This is a genomic window from Acinetobacter sp. DMC2 (assembly GCF_056314305.1).
On the sequence record NZ_JBQUYP010000007.1, the window covers coordinates 253,231 to 270,796 of the forward strand.

Consider the following 17,566-nt stretch of genomic DNA (forward strand, 5'->3'; position numbering starts at 1 on the left):
GCCCACCGAAGTGAGCTTTTATAAATTAAGTTATTTAAAACTTATTGCTTTTTAAGTTCAGCACTTGATGGTTGATTAACCACTGTATCTGAAGTATTTGCTTTTAAACCACCACCTAGAGTTTTGTATAACTCGATTTGGTTATTTAAGTTAGCTTGTTGAAGCAACAATAAACCTTGTTCTGCTGAATAAGATGAACGCTGTGCGTCAAGAACTGTCAAGTAACTATCAATACCAGCACGGAAGCGGGCATTTGACAGTGTATAGTTGCGGTTAGTTGCTTCTACTAGACGTTGTTGAGCTGTTAAACGCTCACCAATATTGGCACGAGTTGCAAGTGCATCATTAACTTCGCGGAACGCAGACTGAACTGATTTTTCATAATCAGACAATGCAATTTTCTGATCGGTTTCAGAAATTTTTACATTGGCACGACGTGTGCCCCAGTCAAAGATTGGTAAGTCTAAGCTTGGACCAATTGACCAAACAAAACCACCAGACTTAAATAGATCACTTAAGTCAGTTGATGCATAACCAGCAGAACCCGTTAAGCTAATGGTTGGGAATAAACGTGCTTTTGCAGCACCAATATTCGCACCAGCAGCGCTTAAGTTATATTCGGCAGCTTTTACATCTGGACGGTTGTTAAGCAAGTCACTCGGTAAACCAGCTGTATATACATTTTGTTGAGTAATGCGTTTTACAGGTTGGTTTGGCAACAAGTTTTGTGGAACTGATTGGCCCACTAACAAGTTCAACAAGTTTTGTGCTTGAGCAATCTGTGTTTTGTAGTTCGCTACATCATTACGCGCAGTTTCTACAGAAATCTGTGCCTGACGTAGTGGAACTTCACTGTCGATGCCCACATCAAAACGTTTTTTGTTGAGATTGTAAGAGTCTTGTTGTGCTTTAAGCGTTTGCTCTGCAAGTCTTAAATTCGCTGTTGCGAAAGAATAGTTTAACCATGCTTGAGCAACTTGGCTGATAAGACTGATTTGAGTCGAATCACGTGCACTTTGCGTTGAAAGATAACTATCTAGTGCAGCATCTTTTAAGCTACGTACACGGCCCCAAAAATCGAGTTCATAGGCAGTTACACCCAAACCTACTTGATAAGTAGAGTAGGGGTTATTCGGATCACGGCTTTGAGAAACCTGACGAATTGCACTACCACTTGCTCCGATTGTTGGAAGCTGGTTGTTTTGCGTAATTCGATATTGCTGTTGGGCACGTTCAATATTGAGCGTTGCTGTACGTAAGTCGCGGTTGTTGGCAAGCGCCAAATCAATCACTCCGAGCAAACGAGAGTCAGCAAAGAACTGTTTGTAACCCTGTTCAGCAATAGACGTACCAGAAGCGCTGTTATATGCATAGCTTTCTGGAATATCGGTTTTCACGACTGGTTCTGGGCCGCGCATGCTTTGACAAGCTGACAAAGCAAGCGCAAGTGCAGATACCGCAATGCTACGACCTGAAATAGACCATACTTTTTGCATCACGATTTATGCTCCTGAGTGTTTATGGTTTTTGGTTTGTACTTAAAGATACTACGAATCCACACATAGAATACAGGGATAAAGAAGATACCTAAGAACGTTGCACTGAGTACGCCACCGAGTACACCGAAACCGACTGAGTGCTGACTTCCTGCACCAGCACCTGTTGAAAGTGCAAGTGGAAGTACACCGAAACCGAAGGCAAGGGTAGTCATGATAATTGGACGTAAACGCATTTTTGAAGCATGTAAAGTTGCCTCAAGTAGGTCTTCACCTTTTTCCTGCAACTCTTTTGCGAACTCAACGATCAAGATCGCATTTTTTGCAGAAAGACCAATGACCGCGATCATTGCTACCTGGAAGTAAATGTTATTTGAGAGATTTGGATCTCCTTTAATAATCATACCCAAGTAAGTCAATACGATTGCACCAATAATACCAAGTGGTACTACAAGTAAAACCGAGAACGGAATAGACCAGCTTTCGTACAATGCAGCTAAGCAAAGGAAAACGATTAACAATGAAAGCGCATATAAGAATGGAGCTTGAGCACCAGACTCACGTTCTTCAAGTGATAAACCTGTCCATTCATAGTCGAAACCTTGTAAGCCCATAGATGGTAACTTCGCAATAATTTCTTCCATGGCTTTCATAGAGTCACCAGAGCTTACGCCAGGTGCAGGTGTACCTTGAATGTTAACCGATGACACGCCGTTATAACGTTCAAGACGTGGAGAACCATATGTCCATTCGCCAGTAGCAAATGCAGAGAACGGTACCATTTCGCCTTTGCTATTACGCACATACCACTTGTTTAAGTCTTCAGGCATCATACGGCTACCCGCATCACCTTGAACATAAACTTTTTTCACACGACCACGGTCAACGAAGTCGTTAATGTATGAACCACCCCATGCAATACGCATAGTGTTGTTAATGTCAGCAATGCTAACGCCCATAGCACCAGCTTGAGCCTGATCTACATTAATTTGATACTGAGGTGTATCTTCTTGACCATTAGGACGTACCCCTACAAGACGTTTATCTTGTGAAGCCAAACCTAAGATCGTATTACGCGCTGCAATAAGTTTCTCATGGCCTTGACCACTTGAATCTTTAAGTTGCAAGTTAAATCCAGCTGTTACACCGAGTTCAGGCATTGCAGGAAGCTGTAATGGCATAATGTAAGATGCGTCTTTGACGATCATGTTTAATGCCATACCCCGCTGAATTAAAGCACCGATTTGAGACTCTGGTGAAGTACGTTCACTCCAGTCTTTCAACTTAACGAAGCCAATACCAGCATTTTGACCAACACCCGTGAATGAGAAGCCCGAAACGGTGAAAATAGATTCCACAGTATCTTTTTCATTCATGAAGAAGTTTGTCATGGTGTCAATCACTTTACCTGTACGGTCAAGCGTTGCGTTTGGTGGTAATTGAACAAGTGTCATAACCACACCCTGATCTTCTTCTGGTAAGAATGAAGATGGGAGTTTCTGGAACAAGAACACTAGTAGGCCAATCACTACAGCGTAAAGTACGCCAGAGAAGATTTTGCCTTTAAGCATGCGGCTAACACCATTTTGGTAGCTATGCGACATGCGGTCAAAGCCGTTGTTAAATCCTCTGAAGAAACGAGCAAAAATATTATTGCTTGGTTCTTTGTTAGGATCATGCTGTTTTAAAATGGTTGCACAAAGTGCAGGGGTAAAGGTTAACGCTACAATTAACGATAGAACCATTGCTGTTACAAGAGTAATCGAGAATTGACGGTAAATTACACCTGTTGTACCACCAAAGAATGCCATTGGTACGAATACCGCTGTCAATACGCTTGTGATACCAATTAACGCACCAGAAATCTGTTGCATTGATCGTGAAGTCGCCGTGACCGGATCGGTATGCTCTTCACTCATCACACGCTCAACGTTTTCTACTACAACAATGGCGTCATCGACTAGAAGACCAATTGCCAATACCATAGCGAACATGGTTAAGGTGTTAATTGAGAAACCAAAGATATTAATAACAGCAAATGTACCTAATACAACAACAGGCACAGCAAGTGTTGGAATAATCGTTGCACGCCAGTTCTGCAAGAACAAGAACATAACAATGAACACTAAAATTACCGCTTCAATTAATGTGTGTACAACACTTTCAATTGAAAGACGAATAAATGGAGTCGTGTCATAAGCCAGTTTATCTGCAAGACCTGTTGGATAGTTCTTACGTAATTCTGCTAAACGGTGTTCAACAGCGTCAGCGGTGTCAAGTGCGTTAGCACCAGTTGCAATTTTAATTGCGAGACCGCCAGCAGGTTTACCATTAAACTTCGAATCGAACTGGTAGTTATCAGAACCTAACTCTACACGAGCAACATCTTTTAAACGAACCTCAGCACCTGATGCTGTGTTCTTTAAGAAGATATTTTTAAATTGTTCAGGTGTTTGTAACAAGCTTTGCGCATTTACTGTTGCGTTAAGCACTTGACCTTGAACCGCTGGTGCACCACCTAACTGACCTACAGCAACTTGTGAGTTTTGCGCTTGTAAAGCAGTCGCAATATCACTTGGTGTTAACTGATAGTTGGTAAGTTTTGCAGGGTCGAGCCAGATACGCATTGCGTATGAACCACCAAAGACTTGTACCTCACCAACACCAGCAACACGGCTAAGTGGTTCTTTAATTGACGAGTTTACGTAATCTTTAATGTCTGAGTCTGACAGGGTATTGTCTGGTGAATAAAATGCAATAACTTGCAAGAAGCTTGCGCCAGATTTAGTAACCGTCACACCTTGGCGTTGAACGTCTTCAGGTAAAAGCGCAGTTGCAGATTGCAGCTTGTTTTGTACCTGAACCTGTGCAATATCTGGATCAATACCTTGTTCAAAGTTTAATTGAATAGAGGCTTGACCGTTACCAGCACTGTTAGATGAAATATAACGTAAACCATCTAGACCATTCATTTGTTGTTCAATGATCTGGGTTACGGTGTTTTCAACAGTCTCAGCCGATGCACCAGGATAAGTTGCAGCAATTGTAACTGTCGGTGGTGCAATCGTCGGATACTGTGCAATAGGCATTTTAGTTAGCGTGAGAATACCCGCCAACATAATGACTAATGCAATCACCCACGCAAAAATGGGGCGATGAATAAAAAATTGTGCCATTCAATCTACCCCTTATGCATTAGATGCTTTCTGTTCTGCTTGAGGTTTACCTGATTGAGCCGGTTTTGTAGCATTTGGAGCTGCACCTTGAGGATTCGCTGGTTGAGCTTGGTAAGGTTTTGCTGACACTTCTTGCCCTTCTTTAACTTTGGCAACACCATCAACAATCACTTTTTCACCAGCTTTGAGACCATTAGTCACAATCCAGTTTTGTCCTTGAACACCAGAGGTTTCAACAGGACGACTCTCAACAGCGCCTTTAGCATTAACAAGCATTGCTACAGCTTGACCTGTCGGTAAACGCGTAATTGCGGCTTGAGGAATCAGATAAGCATTTGGAACTACACCTTGAACAATCTGCGCAGTTGTATACATACCCGGGAGTAATAGATGGTTCGGGTTCGAGAATACGGCACGTAAAGTAATTGTTCCTGTGTCCTGATTTACAGAAGCATCAGAGAAAGCAAGTTGTCCTTCGATTGGATAAGTCGAACCATCTTCAAGCTTCAACTTCACTTTCGTGTTGTTACTGTTGTTTAAACTGCCTTTGCTGAGTTGTTGGCGTAAACGTAATAACTCGGCACTAGACTGGTTAATATCAACATAGATTGGATCTAACTGTTGAATCGTCACTAAAGGATCAGTTTGGTTTGCTGTAACTAAAGCACCAGCTGTTACAGAAGAACGTCCAGACTGACCAGAAATTGGTGAGCGAATTGTAGAATAACCAAGATCTACATTTGCATTCGTTACTTGAGCTTTTGCAGCAGAAACTTGTGCTTCAGCAACATTAACCTGACCAAGTAAGTCGTCATATTCTTGTTTAGATACAGCATTACTCGAAACAAGTTGCTTATAACGGTTTAGCTTGGTGCGTAGTGAAGCTAGATTTGCCTGTTGTTGTAAAAGAGATGCTTTTGCATTTTCAAGCGTTGCACGGTTTGTTCGAGAGTCCAGTTCATAAAGAGCCTGACCTTCACGTACATAACTTCCTTCAGCAAACAAGCGTTTTAAAATTACACCACTTGTTTGAGGACGAACTTCAGAAATTTGATATGCTGAAGTACGGCCAGAAAGCTCAACGCTTTGTTCAACACTTTGTGGTTGAGCAACAATAACACCTACCTCAGCAGGCGGCATTTTCTGAGCAGCAGCAGCTTGCTGTTTCTCATCGGAGCCTTTGCCACAACCAACAAGTGCGATACTTGTTGCTAATGCGCAAGCAGTAAGGGCAGGAGCCCAAAGCTTAGCCGACATCATTGTTCCACCTCGTTAGATAAAATCTAAAAATATATTTGTTTTTTACTTAACCTACTTTGTGTTTGTAATAACCAGAGCCAAAGCAGTGCAATCCAAATAAAACCTATGCCCCAACCGGCGAGTACATCTGTTGGAAAATGAACTCCAGCATATATTCTTGAAAGCCCCATGCAGATAAACCAAAGGCAAGAAATCAAAATGATATAAGGAGAGTTAATGTTGGGCTTATGGCATAACATTATCATTGCCAGACAAGCCAGTGTTGATGCATAAACACTGTGTGCACTTGGGAACGATGCACCGTAACTTTCGACAATATGATATACCTGTGGGGGTCTTGGGCGATCAACACACCACTTGAGCAGCCAACCCATGGTGATACTGCCAAGAACTCCCACGCTAATGAAAATAACAGTAATATATTTTTTATACCATGCCTGATATATACACACCAGAAAGGATAAAAAAAGTACAAAAGGCATACCACCTATCCGTGCTAGGAAGATCGTAATAGAGTTAAGATAATCTGAACGATATTCACTCAATATTTGAACGCTGAGAAGATCCAAAGACTGAAGTCTTGGTACAAAAAGACCAAGAACACCTAATCCTAAAAAAATACAACCAATAAAAAGCAACAAATAGGGCATATAAAAAATACCTTTGCTTATTCAAGCAGTGTCCACTACTGAAAGCCGCTAAAAGTGTACTTGCCAGTACACTTTTTTTCAAGCCTGATAGATCATCGTAAATTCATTTTGAAAATTTTTTAACATTTGGAAAAACAATCACAACAAAATTGACGAAAATCACATTTTGTGTACAAAGCAAAATTCTTAGTGGTCTGCTTTTTTTCCGTTATTTGTAGTCGTATTTTCTTCAAGTTCTAGCGGCTGTTTTGGGGGCCAGAAAAAATCGCTTGGGCGAGTCAGGAAATGGGTCATAACGAGTTTGGCTAAAGGTTTCCATTGTTCGAAGCGAACACGACGTGCACGTAGAGCCACAATAATCGTTAAGGTGAAACTAACAAATAAGTTAGTGAGACCAATACATAGCACGCCTAGAAAGGACACGATAATCAGTCCGATGTCTGGGCTGCCGTTAATAGTCATTAAACCTTGGATAAAGTTAGCCGAAGCAAAGGCAATATGACGGATATCTAAAGGTAAACCTAAAATAAACCCTATGGTACCCATACTTCCTAACATAATCCCGAATAAGAAGTTACCCGCTAACGCTCCTAAGTTACGTTCAATATAATCAGCAAAACGGTTGAGGCGATCTTGCCCAAACCAGTTTGCTAAGCGGCGATGCGCTCTTAGGCGTGGACCGACTTTTCGGTAAACAGCCATGTTGTCAAAGTAGCCAGCAATGAGACCCGACAAAAATAAGCAAACTCCGGCAATCGCTGCATGGGGAACTGCTAAGGAAGTGAATGGATTTAGGCTGTGCAACAAATACGTTGCTTTAGTATGGGTTAATAACGGTTCATCAAGATAAAACTGCCAAGCAAAAGTAATGAGTGCGGCAGTAGGGATCGCAATTGAAATGTTACCCAAAATAGCAATAAATTGAGTTCGGATAATATTAATAATAAGCGCTGCTAACTCTGCAATCTGAGCTGTTTTAGAACCTCTACGCTGCTGTACTGTTGCAGCAAGAGCCGCCGCCGTCATTGCGGGTTGCTTGGTAGCAACAGTAAAGTGCAGAACATGAATCAGAATAAAACCTAGAGAATAATTCATACTAAATGTAAAGGCTTGCATGAGCGGAGCCATTGTCATTCGTGCTGCAAGAATTTTTAAAGATGCCATAAAGGCAATAATGACGCCTGCTCCAGCAGCAGCTTTATACATGCCCCAAAAGCCTTTGGTATCAGTACTTACATAATGTTCACCTGTTCGGCTGGCATTTTCAGTCACTTGAAAGGCAATAAGTTCACTGGTTGTGCTGAGTAAAGAGCGAACACTTTTTTCACTATAGTGCGCCTTGGTTAAATCGGAAATAAGGTGCCCTAACGAAACATACTTTCCGTGAGTATTATCTACAACCAGATAAAGTAATAATTCAATACGATCAAGACATTGCTCAAGTAATGACAATAAATAAGTCAAACTTAAACTTACACCAATTCTTTTAGTAGCACGGCGAATCTTTAACACCACATCCCGACATTGTTCCAACATAACAAATGCTTGTGATGCATCGGGAGGAGCAATAACTGCAATCTCATGATCAGAAAGTTCTTGTTTTTTATATTTTTCTATAAATTCAATAATTTCACGATTCTGAACTAGAAACGGGGATTCATATTCCGTTAATTCTGGTTGAGCATTAATAAATTCGGGATAAAGACCAATTCCACTAATTCGATAGGATAAGACAGTGATGGCTTTAATCATTTCATTTTGAATGACTAACTTTTCATCGACATTACTTTGGCTTTGCCCAATAAGACTAAATAAATTTGACCAATCTTCATCAGCAATATTATTGAGCCAGATTTTGTCACTTTCTAAATAGAAAATTCTTCCAATTAATATTTTGAGTTGGCTTGCATCTTCAATTAACGGTAAAAAATGTGCTCCGAGTCTTTGTCCAAGCTGGTTCCAGAAACCATCTAAAGACAAAATCCCGCTGTCCGCATATAAGCTGACTTGCTTATAGCGATTAATCAAACGTAATAAGAAAGTTTGTAATAGAAAGGGTGCTGTAGGTGTACGTAAAAGACTTTCAATTAAAGCCTGTATTTTGTTCTTAATTTCATCCGTATCCTCTGGGTCGGATGGGCGAACGACATTGACGAGTTCAATCAGTAGATTTTCATCAATGACAGCTTGAGGATCCTCAAGCTGCTTCTCTATTTTTAAAAAATGTTCTGAAAAATTTACATGCATAGGCAAAATAATATCTATTGTATTCGATGTAACGCAAGCTGAGTTAAGTTAATCAATGCCTGACGATACGGTGTATCGGGTAGGTTTGATAAAGCTTGCAGTGCTGCTTCTGTTTCTTCTTGGGCACGTTGGTTGCAATAATCTAAAGCACCAGACTTTTGTACAATTTCGATGACCTGAGATAATTGGTCTACTCCACCAGTGGCGATACTGCGACGAATAATCGCATGCTCTTTACCTGTTGAGTGTGCTAATGCAGAAATTAACGGTAAAGTTGGCTTACCTTCCATTAAATCATCACCAATATTTTTACCTAATGTTTCAGCATCTGAAGTGTAGTCTAAAATATCATCAATAATTTGGAATGCATTACCAAAATGACCGGCAAACAATCTTAATGGTTCACGATACGCTTCTTGTCCAGCCAGAATAGCAGCGCCTTCTGTAGCGAGTTCAAACAGGCGAGATGTTTTACCGTGAATAATTTTTAAATAAGTTTCTTCGGTTGTATCTGGTTGATGCTGTGATTGAAGTTGTAATACTTCACCTTCAGCAATTTCACATGTACCTGTTGAAAAGTCTTTCAATAAAGTCATGTTATTTAAATCGACCAGTAAATCAAACGCACGGGCAATCAGGAAGTCACCGACTAATACAGCGGTCTGATTATTCCATGTCGCATTTGCTGTAGGTCGACCACGTCGAAGGCCAGATTCATCTACCACATCATCATGAACCAATGTCGCGGTATGCAACATTTCAATGATTGCAGCTAAACGTTGTGCGTTTACCATGTTATCTAAACCACAAGCACGGGCTGCAAGTAAACACATGATTGGGCGCATACGCTTTCCGCCAGCTTCAACAACATGCTTGCTGACAGACATGACTAAACCGACTTTTGAGCTAATTCCTTCATTAATCAAGTGATCCATCGCAGCAAAGTCTGAGGCAACAGGCGCAAGAATGTCTTGCTTGAAATCGATGACCATATGAAGAAAAACCCCGTATTGGTAGATAAGTGGCGTTAGTGTATCAATTAAAGGTGTGTTGCACAGGTAAACAAGTGGCTGATATTAATCATTTCTATTGTCTTTATGCGTTCTTTGTTCTTTATTTAAGCAAAACATGATATTTCCGGCAAAACAATAAATTTAATGACATCAGCATTAATACAACTTGTTCTTGTCGCAATTTGTGTCTGGAACTGTATTTTAATTTTCATTCAGAATCAATGAAAACTGCTAAATTCCAATCTAAGCTGTCTGTTGATTTTGTAAAAAGAGGGGAATAGGAGTCACTGATAAATAGAAAATACTTGTCGTTTGATCAAATTTCACTTAAAATCTGTCGCCTTATATAACCCCAGTGGCGAGCGTTTTAAGATCGATATATCCCTTATCGGCACGTCGACACGGGCTCATTGGAGTACATTATGTACGCAGTAATCCAAAGCGGTGGTAAACAGCACCGTGTAGTTGAGGGTGAAACCCTTAAAGTTGAATTATTGAAAGCTGAATCTGGCGCGACTATTACATTTGATGATGTATTGATGGTTGTAAACGGTGACAGCATTCAAATCGGTGCTCCAGTTGTAGCTGGCGCTAAAGTAACTGCAGAAGTGGTTGGCCATGGTCGTCACGACAAAATCCGCATTATCAAAATGCGTCGTCGTAAACACTACCGTAAACAACAAGGTCACCGTCAATGGTTCACTGAGTTGAAAATTACTGGTATTTCAGGCTAATCACGAGGAGTAAGAGACATGGCAACTAAAAAAGCCGGTGGATCGACGAAGAACGGTCGTGATTCAAACCCAAAAATGTTAGGTGTTAAAGTTTACGGCGGTCAAGCTGTAACTGCTGGTAACATCATCGTTCGTCAACGTGGTACTGAGTTCCACGCTGGTGCAAATGTTGGTATGGGCCGTGACCATACTTTATTTGCTACTGCTGACGGCGTAGTAAAATTCGAAGTGAAAGGTCAATTTGGCCGTCGCTACGTAAAAGTTGAAACTGTATAAGTTTTAGCTTCAAAAAAAAGCCCACATTTTGTGGGCTTTTTTTATGGAATTTAATCTTGTGTATCTTCATCATGATGAATGAAATTCTACAAACAACATGAATAACATAACAAAATATCTTATTTTCTCAATGATTAGCACAGAGTTTGTCGGTTAATATGAGTCTTGAATTAAGAGCTTGCTAAGTTTCATAACTTTGGAAGATGGCAAGTTGTCTTACAGCAACTAAAAAGGTGATGACATGAATATGCTTCGTAAAACTATGTGTGCTATTACACTCAGCGCGTCAGTGCTTGCTCCTGTAATGAGTACTACAGTGTTTGCTGCGCCTGTAGCAGCACCGGAGCAACAGGCAATTGGGAACCTGGTTAATCAGTTATCAGGTTTACAGCGTTTGACTGCCGACTTTGAACAAACAACTAAAGCCAATACAAAAACTGTGGCACAGAAAAAGAGTTTAAGTGCACAGCATATGAACCAGACATTTAAAGGCTCAATGAAAGTTGAGCGTCCGGGGAAATTTTATTGGGAAACAGTAAGTCCTGCTAAACAAACTATTGTAACGAGCGGAAAAACAGTTTGGATCTATGATCCAGATTTACAACAAGCGGTTCGCCAAAGCTTAGATGATCAGGTTGCAGATACACCAGCATTATTACTCTCTGGTAATACCAACCAAATCATGAAGTCTTATCGTGTAACACAACCCGATAAATCTAAACTTTATTTCACATTATTCCCTAAAAAAGAAGATGGGGCATTCCAAAGCCTAACGATTAGTTTCGGAGCAAATAAAGCGCCTACACTTATGGTATTACAAGACTCATTAGGTCAAACCACCTATGTACGTTTTAAGAACGTTAAAGTAAATGCTTCAATTCCAGCATCAGTCTTTAACTTTACGCCGCCAAAAGGTACAGATGTTATTGACCAATAATTAAAGCCTCTTCAAAAAAGCTACCGTAAAAGGTAGCTTTTTTTATATAAGAGAGACAGATACATTTTTTAACCCCGTCTTATTCTTACGCTTTGTATAGTGTTAGAGGTAAATTCATGGGGATTATTATGCGACTTTACGATAAGAAAATTATTTGTATTCTTCCATTAATGGTTGCAATGGCAATGGTGACTGGTTGTCAACCAAAGTCGGCCGCCACAGAAGAGCAGGTTGCTTCGACTGCAAAAGTTAAAGAAACGAAAGAGGCTGGTGTTCCTGTAATTCAAGCAAAAGTAATCCCAGTAAAATTGCCAAAATCAAAAGTTTGCTTAGAAGATGGTTGTACTGAGTATGATTTTCAAACAGTACAGACCAATCAAAAATGGATTAATGATTACTTCACCAATCGTATAAAGAAAGCAGATCCGAATGCTTTTGCAAATTTAGCTGATCAACCAGTTGAAGTACCTGAAGGTGAACCAAGTTCAAGTCAAAGTGCAATCTATGTTCGTTATTTAGGGCAAAACTATAATCTTGCCACCTTTGCATTACAGACTTATTCGTACTCAGCTGGTGCTGCACACGGCATGTCTCATCAAGAATTTGTAAATTTTGACTTATTAAATAAAAAGCACATTACTGTTGCTGAACTTATTCAACCAGATGTTGAAAAACAGTTGGTTGATGCCCTGTATGATGCAAATACAAATTGGCTTCAAGAGCACAATATCAATCGTGAAAAACTGCAATTAAGTGATAATTTCTACTATGGCGCAAATGGGATTGTTTTTGTCTATCCAATTTATGAGTTGGCTTCTTATGCCGAAGGAATGTCTGAATTAACGTTGCCGTATTTTGAAGCGAGTAAATTCATTAAACCTGAGTATTTACCGAGCGTGCCAAACTATAAGTTCTAAAATAGGTGATCTATTCTAACAATTGTGTGAAAGCTATTCGTTATGAATATGATCACTATATTTTTTAGTGTGAAGGCCTTACACTATAGCCAGTTTTTTACCCATATTATGATTGATTATGATCGACCCTAAGTTACTCAGAAATAATATTGAAGCTGTTAATGCGGCTTTGGCAAAACGTGGTGTTCAATTAGATGTTCAAGAATGGGCTTCTTTAGAAACTCGCCGTAAAGACTTGCAATCAAAAACTGAAAAATTGCAGGCAGAGCGTAATGCCGGTGCAAAACAAGTGGGTCAGATTAAAAAATCCGGTGGTGATGCTTCTGAAATCATGGCGCGTATGCAGGCGATTGGTGATGAAATCAAAGCTGCTGAAGTAGCTTTGTCAGAGCTCCAAAACGAGATTGAACAAAAAGCGCTTAGCATCCCTAACTTACCAGATGAATCTGTTCCTGCTGGTAAAGATGAAGATGATAACGTTGAAATTTCAAAATGGGGTACGCCTCGTCAGTTTGATTTTGAAATCAAAGATCATACTGACTTAGGTGAGTGGATGGGCGGTTTAGAGTTTGAAACTGCGACTAAATTGACTGGTTCACGTTTTAGTGTGTTGAAAGGTTCTTTAGCGCGCCTACAACGTGCTTTAACGCAGTTCATGCTTGATACCCATACTTTAAAGAATGGCTATACAGAAGCTTATGTGCCTTATTTGGTAAATGCTGATTCACTTCGTGGTACTGGTCAATTACCAAAATTTGAAGAAGATTTGTTCAAACTTCAAGGTGAAAAAGAATATTACCTCATCCCTACAGCAGAAGTTCCTGTTACTAACTTCGTTCGTGATGAGATTATTGATACCGAACGCTTGCCATTAAAATATGCAGCGCATACACCGTGTTTCCGTAGTGAAGCTGGTTCTTATGGTCGCGATACACGTGGTTTAATTCGTCAGCATCAGTTTGATAAAGTTGAGATGGTGCAAATCGTTAAACCTGAAACTTCTATGCAGGCACTTGAAGAACTTACTGCACATGCCGAGGGCATTTTGCAGGCACTTGGCTTGCCATATCGCAAAATTTTGCTCTGTGGTGGTGATATGGGCTTCGGTGCGACTAAAACTTACGACTTAGAAGTTTGGGTTCCAAGCCAAAATACTTACCGTGAAATCTCAAGTTGCTCTAATATGGGTGATTTTCAAGCACGCCGCATGAAAGCACGCTACAGAATGGATCAAAAGAAGACCGAATTGGTGCATACACTAAATGGTTCCGGTCTTGCAGTTGGACGTACTTTGCTTGCTGTAATGGAAAATTATCAACGTGAAGATGGTTCTATCGAGATTCCAGAAGTATTACGCCCATATATGGGTGGTTTAACATTTATTGACTAAGCTTTGCATCTAAATTGTGCACGGTTTTTGCTTAATCCAAATCAGATGATTAATGTAGAGGTTTAAGGTGGATATTTTTCCAATCTCTTTAAAGTTGCAACAGCAACGTTGTCTGATTGTGGGTGGTGGGCATATCGCTTTGCGCAAAGCAAATCTTTTAGCCAAAGCTGGAGCAGTAATTGATATTATTGCTCCAGCAATTGAAGATCAGCTTTTATCGTTGATTCAGGCAACTGGAGGGCAGTACTTTGCTGAGACTTTTGCCGAAGTTTTTTTAAATACTCCTTACAGATTAGTTATTGCTGCCACTAATGATGCGCAAGTAAACAAAGCTGTTTTTGAACAATGTGAAGCGCGTAATTTACTGGTAAATAGTGTCGATGATATTCCACACTGCCGTTTTATGGTTCCAGCGATTATTGATCGTTCTCCATTGATCATTTCTGTTGCCTCAAATGGCGCATCGCCAGTTTTATCTAGACAACTTCGTACTCAAATCGAAACGATTGTTCCACATGGCATGGGTAAATTGGCTGAGTTTTCTGGTCAATGGCGTAAGCAAGTAAAAGAAAAGATTACTAACCCCGATGAGCGTCGAATCTTTTGGGAAAACCTCTATGCTAGCCCATTAAAAGAACAAGTTTTTAATGATAATTTAGAAGTTGCAAATGATTTGATTCAGCAAGCCTTAACAGAATGGACTGCACCTAAAGGTGAAGTTTATTTGGTAGGGGCTGGACCCGGCGATCCTGAGCTACTGACACTAAAAGCATTGCGTCTTATGCAACAAGCAGATGTGGTGATTTATGATCGTTTGGTGTCTGCACCAATTTTAGAACTTTGCCGTCGTGATGCGACCAAAATTTATGTTGGTAAAGCCCGTTCAAATCACTCTGTTCCCCAAGATGGTATCAATGCTTTATTGGTTGAATATGCTCAAAAAGGAAAGCGTGTTTGTCGTCTAAAGGGTGGTGATCCATTTATCTTTGGGCGTGGTGGTGAAGAGATTCAAGAGCTGGTTGAGGCGAATGTCACTTTCCAAGTTGTACCGGGCATAACAGCAGCATCAGGTTGTTCAGCTTATGCAGGGATTCCATTAACTCATCGTGACTATGCGCAAAGTGTACGTTTCTTGACTGGACATTTAAAGGAAGGTTCACCTGAACTCCCTTGGAATGAACTGGTTTATGAAAATCAAACTTTAGTCCTCTACATGGGGTTGGTTGGTTTGGAGCGCATTTGTGAGCAACTTATTGCTCATGGTCAACGTGCTGATATGCCTGTAGCCTTAATATCTAAAGGAACCACACCAGAACAGAAAGTTATTGTTGGAACATTAGCTGATATTGCAACTAAAGTGTCTGAACATCATATCGTGGCGCCGACTTTAACCATTATTGGTGAAGTGGTGAGTTTACGTGAACAGTTAAAATGGCAATAAGTTCATCTGAATTTATTGCTGGTTATTAAAGTCGAGAAAATTTGTGATTCATGTTGTTCTATACGAGCCTGAAATTCCTGCCAATACGGGCAATATCATTCGTTTATGTGCTAATACGGGCGCACAGTTACATTTAGTCAAACCCCTAGGTTTTGAGTTAGACGATAAAAAACTCAAAAGAGCAGGCCTTGATTATCATGAATGGGCACGTATGCAGATTTGGGACAACATTGAAATGTGCCTTGCAGACTTAAAAGCGAAAGGTGTTGAGCATGTTTTTCCACTCACCACTAAAGGCTCAGCGACTCCACATACAGTCGATTTGAATCGACCTGTGGCTTTATTGATGGGGCCAGAAACACGTGGTTTGCCTGAGCATGTTCGCTTAATGTTTCCGCAAGAACAATGGATCCGTTTGCCGATGGCTGAAAACTCAAGAAGTTTAAATTTATCTAATGCAACGGCTGTGATTGTTTATGAAGCATGGCGTCAGCAGGGTTTTAAAAACTTAGGGTAAGTTATCTAATTTTAAGTAAGAATAAGGCCACAATTGTGGCCTTATTTGTTTTTAGATGTCTTATTTAGGGAAAACAACACCACTTGCTAAATCATAATTTGTTGGAGAGTTTGTATAGACTGATCCAAGTCGAACTGCAAAGAACCAACCTAATTTACCTTGGTCTTGAATTCGATTTTCAACAAGATATGGCTCATCTGTTTCGGATGCGGCATCTTCAATAAATACTTTATATTCAATAGGTCCCGTATTTTCACTATCACGCTCAAATAGATAACCATCAATATTAAAGAAGCCTAGGTTATTGTTCGCATCAACCAATCTATAACCTTCGGCTGCTTGCTCTTTAAGGAGTTTTTCAAGTTTAATTGCATCTTCCTTGTTAAACGGAATATGTTGTGGAACTTCAAAATAACGATACGCATAGGTTCCGTTATGTGTACTGCTATTTACACAAGTTGGTACATAGAAGGTTCCATTCGTTGTGCCATTATTAGTGAACGAGGTGTTTGCGTAAATGAGTTTACAACCTTGTGCACCAAGTTCGTTGAAGGCATTTAAAATTGTTGTGCGAGAGGTATTGGTTAAGAATCGATTAGAATAAGTATAAGTTGCTGGTTTCTTATCATTTTTCACAAATAAATATTTATCTGTATTCGAAGTTACTTCTCCAAATGAGAGTTTATATATATAGCCTAAGCTACCTTGTTTATTTAACTCATTAACCCATAGTAAATAACGGTTTGCTACCGAGTTGGTTTTAACATCAACTGTCTTATAGGTGTATGTGTCAGTGGTTTTATTGTTTTTAACATATAAATTTTTATATAGGGCAAAGCTACTATCAGGATTATCCAAACTTACAGATGGTGTGAGAAGGGCGTAGCCTTGGCGTCCTTGATCGTTAAGTTGGGTTAATAGATCTGCCCAAGATTCTTTATTGTCCGCTAGTCTATAACTTGCTGTTGCCAATACTTGGGTTGGCTTTTGCATGCTTGCTGATGGTGTTGTTTTTGTGAAGCAAGTATTTATGAGATCAAAGTTTGCTTGCTGCAAATAATTATGTATCGCATTCGGTTCATCTGTAGGAACTAGGCAGAATTGGTTTGCATTTTTAAACCCTAGAATAGCTGGCTGTTTTTGTTCCAACTCTCCTGCTACTACAAGCTGCCAATCTACCTTATTATAGCTCGAAGTTTGTACAGTCTGTGGTGCTCCAATATTTGAAACCAGACTAAAATCTTCAGCTTGGCGGTAACTTGCAACGATGTTACCTGTACAGTTCGATTCATTCTCATAACGTACTGTTTCACTGGTAAATCGAACGCTGTTATCAGAAACCTTAATGACGTTCATTTTTAGAGCAGAGCCGTTAATACAAGCTCCTTTACCCGCTAACCAACTTCCAACAAAGCGATCCGCTACACTTGTTGGTGTTGGTGTTGGTGTTGGTGTTGGTGTTGGTGTTGGTGTTGGTGTTGGTGTTGGTGTTGGTGTTGGTGTTGGTGTTGG

At 40.1% G+C, this 17,566-nt stretch carries 14 protein-coding genes; 7 read left to right on the forward strand and 7 right to left on the reverse strand.

Annotated features, from left to right (window positions below):
- Positions 1 to 41: 41 nt before the first annotated feature.
- The 6 genes from adeK to sdsA form a co-directional block, all read right to left on the reverse strand.
- Positions 42 to 1,496, reverse strand: a complete 1,455-nt coding sequence (adeK, locus tag ACT53H_RS16455) for a multidrug efflux RND transporter outer membrane channel subunit AdeK (protein WP_004789369.1) — start codon at positions 1,494 to 1,496, stop codon at positions 42 to 44.
- Positions 1,496 to 4,672, reverse strand: a complete 3,177-nt coding sequence (adeJ, locus tag ACT53H_RS16460; RefSeq protein ID WP_004789370.1) for a multidrug efflux RND transporter permease subunit AdeJ — start codon at positions 4,670 to 4,672, stop codon at positions 1,496 to 1,498. Before adeJ ends, adeK begins: the two co-directional genes overlap by 1 nt.
- 12 nt (positions 4,673 to 4,684) lie before the next feature.
- The gene (gene adeI, locus ACT53H_RS16465; RefSeq protein ID WP_004789373.1) at positions 4,685 to 5,932 is read right to left on the reverse strand and encodes a multidrug efflux RND transporter periplasmic adaptor subunit AdeI; all 1,248 of its coding nucleotides are present in this window, start codon (positions 5,930 to 5,932) and stop codon (positions 4,685 to 4,687) included.
- 23 nt (positions 5,933 to 5,955) lie between these two features.
- Positions 5,956 to 6,582, reverse strand: a complete 627-nt coding sequence (locus ACT53H_RS16470; RefSeq protein WP_004789375.1) for a phosphatase PAP2 family protein — start codon at positions 6,580 to 6,582, stop codon at positions 5,956 to 5,958.
- 186 nt (positions 6,583 to 6,768) lie between these two features.
- Complete coding sequence (locus tag ACT53H_RS16475) at positions 6,769 to 8,829, reverse strand: site-specific recombinase (protein WP_476009698.1); 2,061 nt, start codon at positions 8,827 to 8,829, stop codon at positions 6,769 to 6,771.
- A 14-nt stretch (positions 8,830 to 8,843) separates the two neighbouring features.
- Positions 8,844 to 9,821 carry an All-trans-nonaprenyl-diphosphate synthase gene (sdsA, locus tag ACT53H_RS16480; RefSeq protein WP_476009686.1) on the reverse strand — a complete coding sequence of 326 codons (978 nt, stop codon included), beginning with the start codon at positions 9,819 to 9,821 and terminating at the stop codon, positions 8,844 to 8,846.
- 443 nt (positions 9,822 to 10,264) lie between these two features.
- Here sdsA and rplU point away from each other — a divergent pair, with 443 nt between their 5' ends.
- The 7 genes from rplU (at position 10,265) to ACT53H_RS16515 (ending at position 16,054) form a co-directional block, all read left to right on the forward strand.
- Positions 10,265 to 10,576: a 50S ribosomal protein L21 gene (gene rplU / locus ACT53H_RS16485; protein ID WP_004639133.1), complete on the forward strand. Its 312-nt coding sequence runs from the start codon at positions 10,265 to 10,267 to the stop codon at positions 10,574 to 10,576.
- A gap of 18 nt (positions 10,577 to 10,594) precedes the next feature.
- Entirely contained in the window at positions 10,595 to 10,852 is a 258-nt protein-coding gene (gene rpmA / locus ACT53H_RS16490; protein ID WP_002116037.1) for a 50S ribosomal protein L27, read from the forward strand.
- Between the two features lie 241 nt (positions 10,853 to 11,093).
- On the forward strand, positions 11,094 to 11,789 hold the full coding sequence (gene lolA / locus ACT53H_RS16495; protein ID WP_004789378.1) for an outer membrane lipoprotein periplasmic chaperone LolA: 696 nt from the start codon (positions 11,094 to 11,096) through the stop codon (positions 11,787 to 11,789).
- A 116-nt stretch (positions 11,790 to 11,905) separates the two neighbouring features.
- A complete protein-coding gene (locus tag ACT53H_RS16500; protein ID WP_476009687.1) occupies positions 11,906 to 12,706 on the forward strand; it encodes an RsiV family protein in 801 nt (266 codons plus the stop codon).
- Between the two features lie 118 nt (positions 12,707 to 12,824).
- Complete coding sequence (gene serS / locus ACT53H_RS16505; RefSeq protein WP_004789381.1) at positions 12,825 to 14,096, forward strand: serine--tRNA ligase; 1,272 nt, start codon at positions 12,825 to 12,827, stop codon at positions 14,094 to 14,096.
- Between the two features lie 67 nt (positions 14,097 to 14,163).
- Positions 14,164 to 15,537, forward strand: coding sequence for a siroheme synthase CysG (gene cysG / locus ACT53H_RS16510; RefSeq protein WP_174728327.1), 1,374 nt, complete (start codon positions 14,164 to 14,166; stop codon positions 15,535 to 15,537).
- 43 nt (positions 15,538 to 15,580) lie between these two features.
- Positions 15,581 to 16,054: a tRNA (cytidine(34)-2'-O)-methyltransferase gene (locus ACT53H_RS16515; protein WP_151964387.1), complete on the forward strand. Its 474-nt coding sequence runs from the start codon at positions 15,581 to 15,583 to the stop codon at positions 16,052 to 16,054.
- A gap of 60 nt (positions 16,055 to 16,114) precedes the next feature.
- On the opposite strand, the gene ACT53H_RS16520 is transcribed toward ACT53H_RS16515, so the two are convergent.
- Positions 16,115 to 17,566 (reverse strand): PT dipeptide repeat lipoprotein (locus tag ACT53H_RS16520; protein ID WP_476009688.1); only part of this gene is annotated, 1,452 nt, incomplete at its 5' end.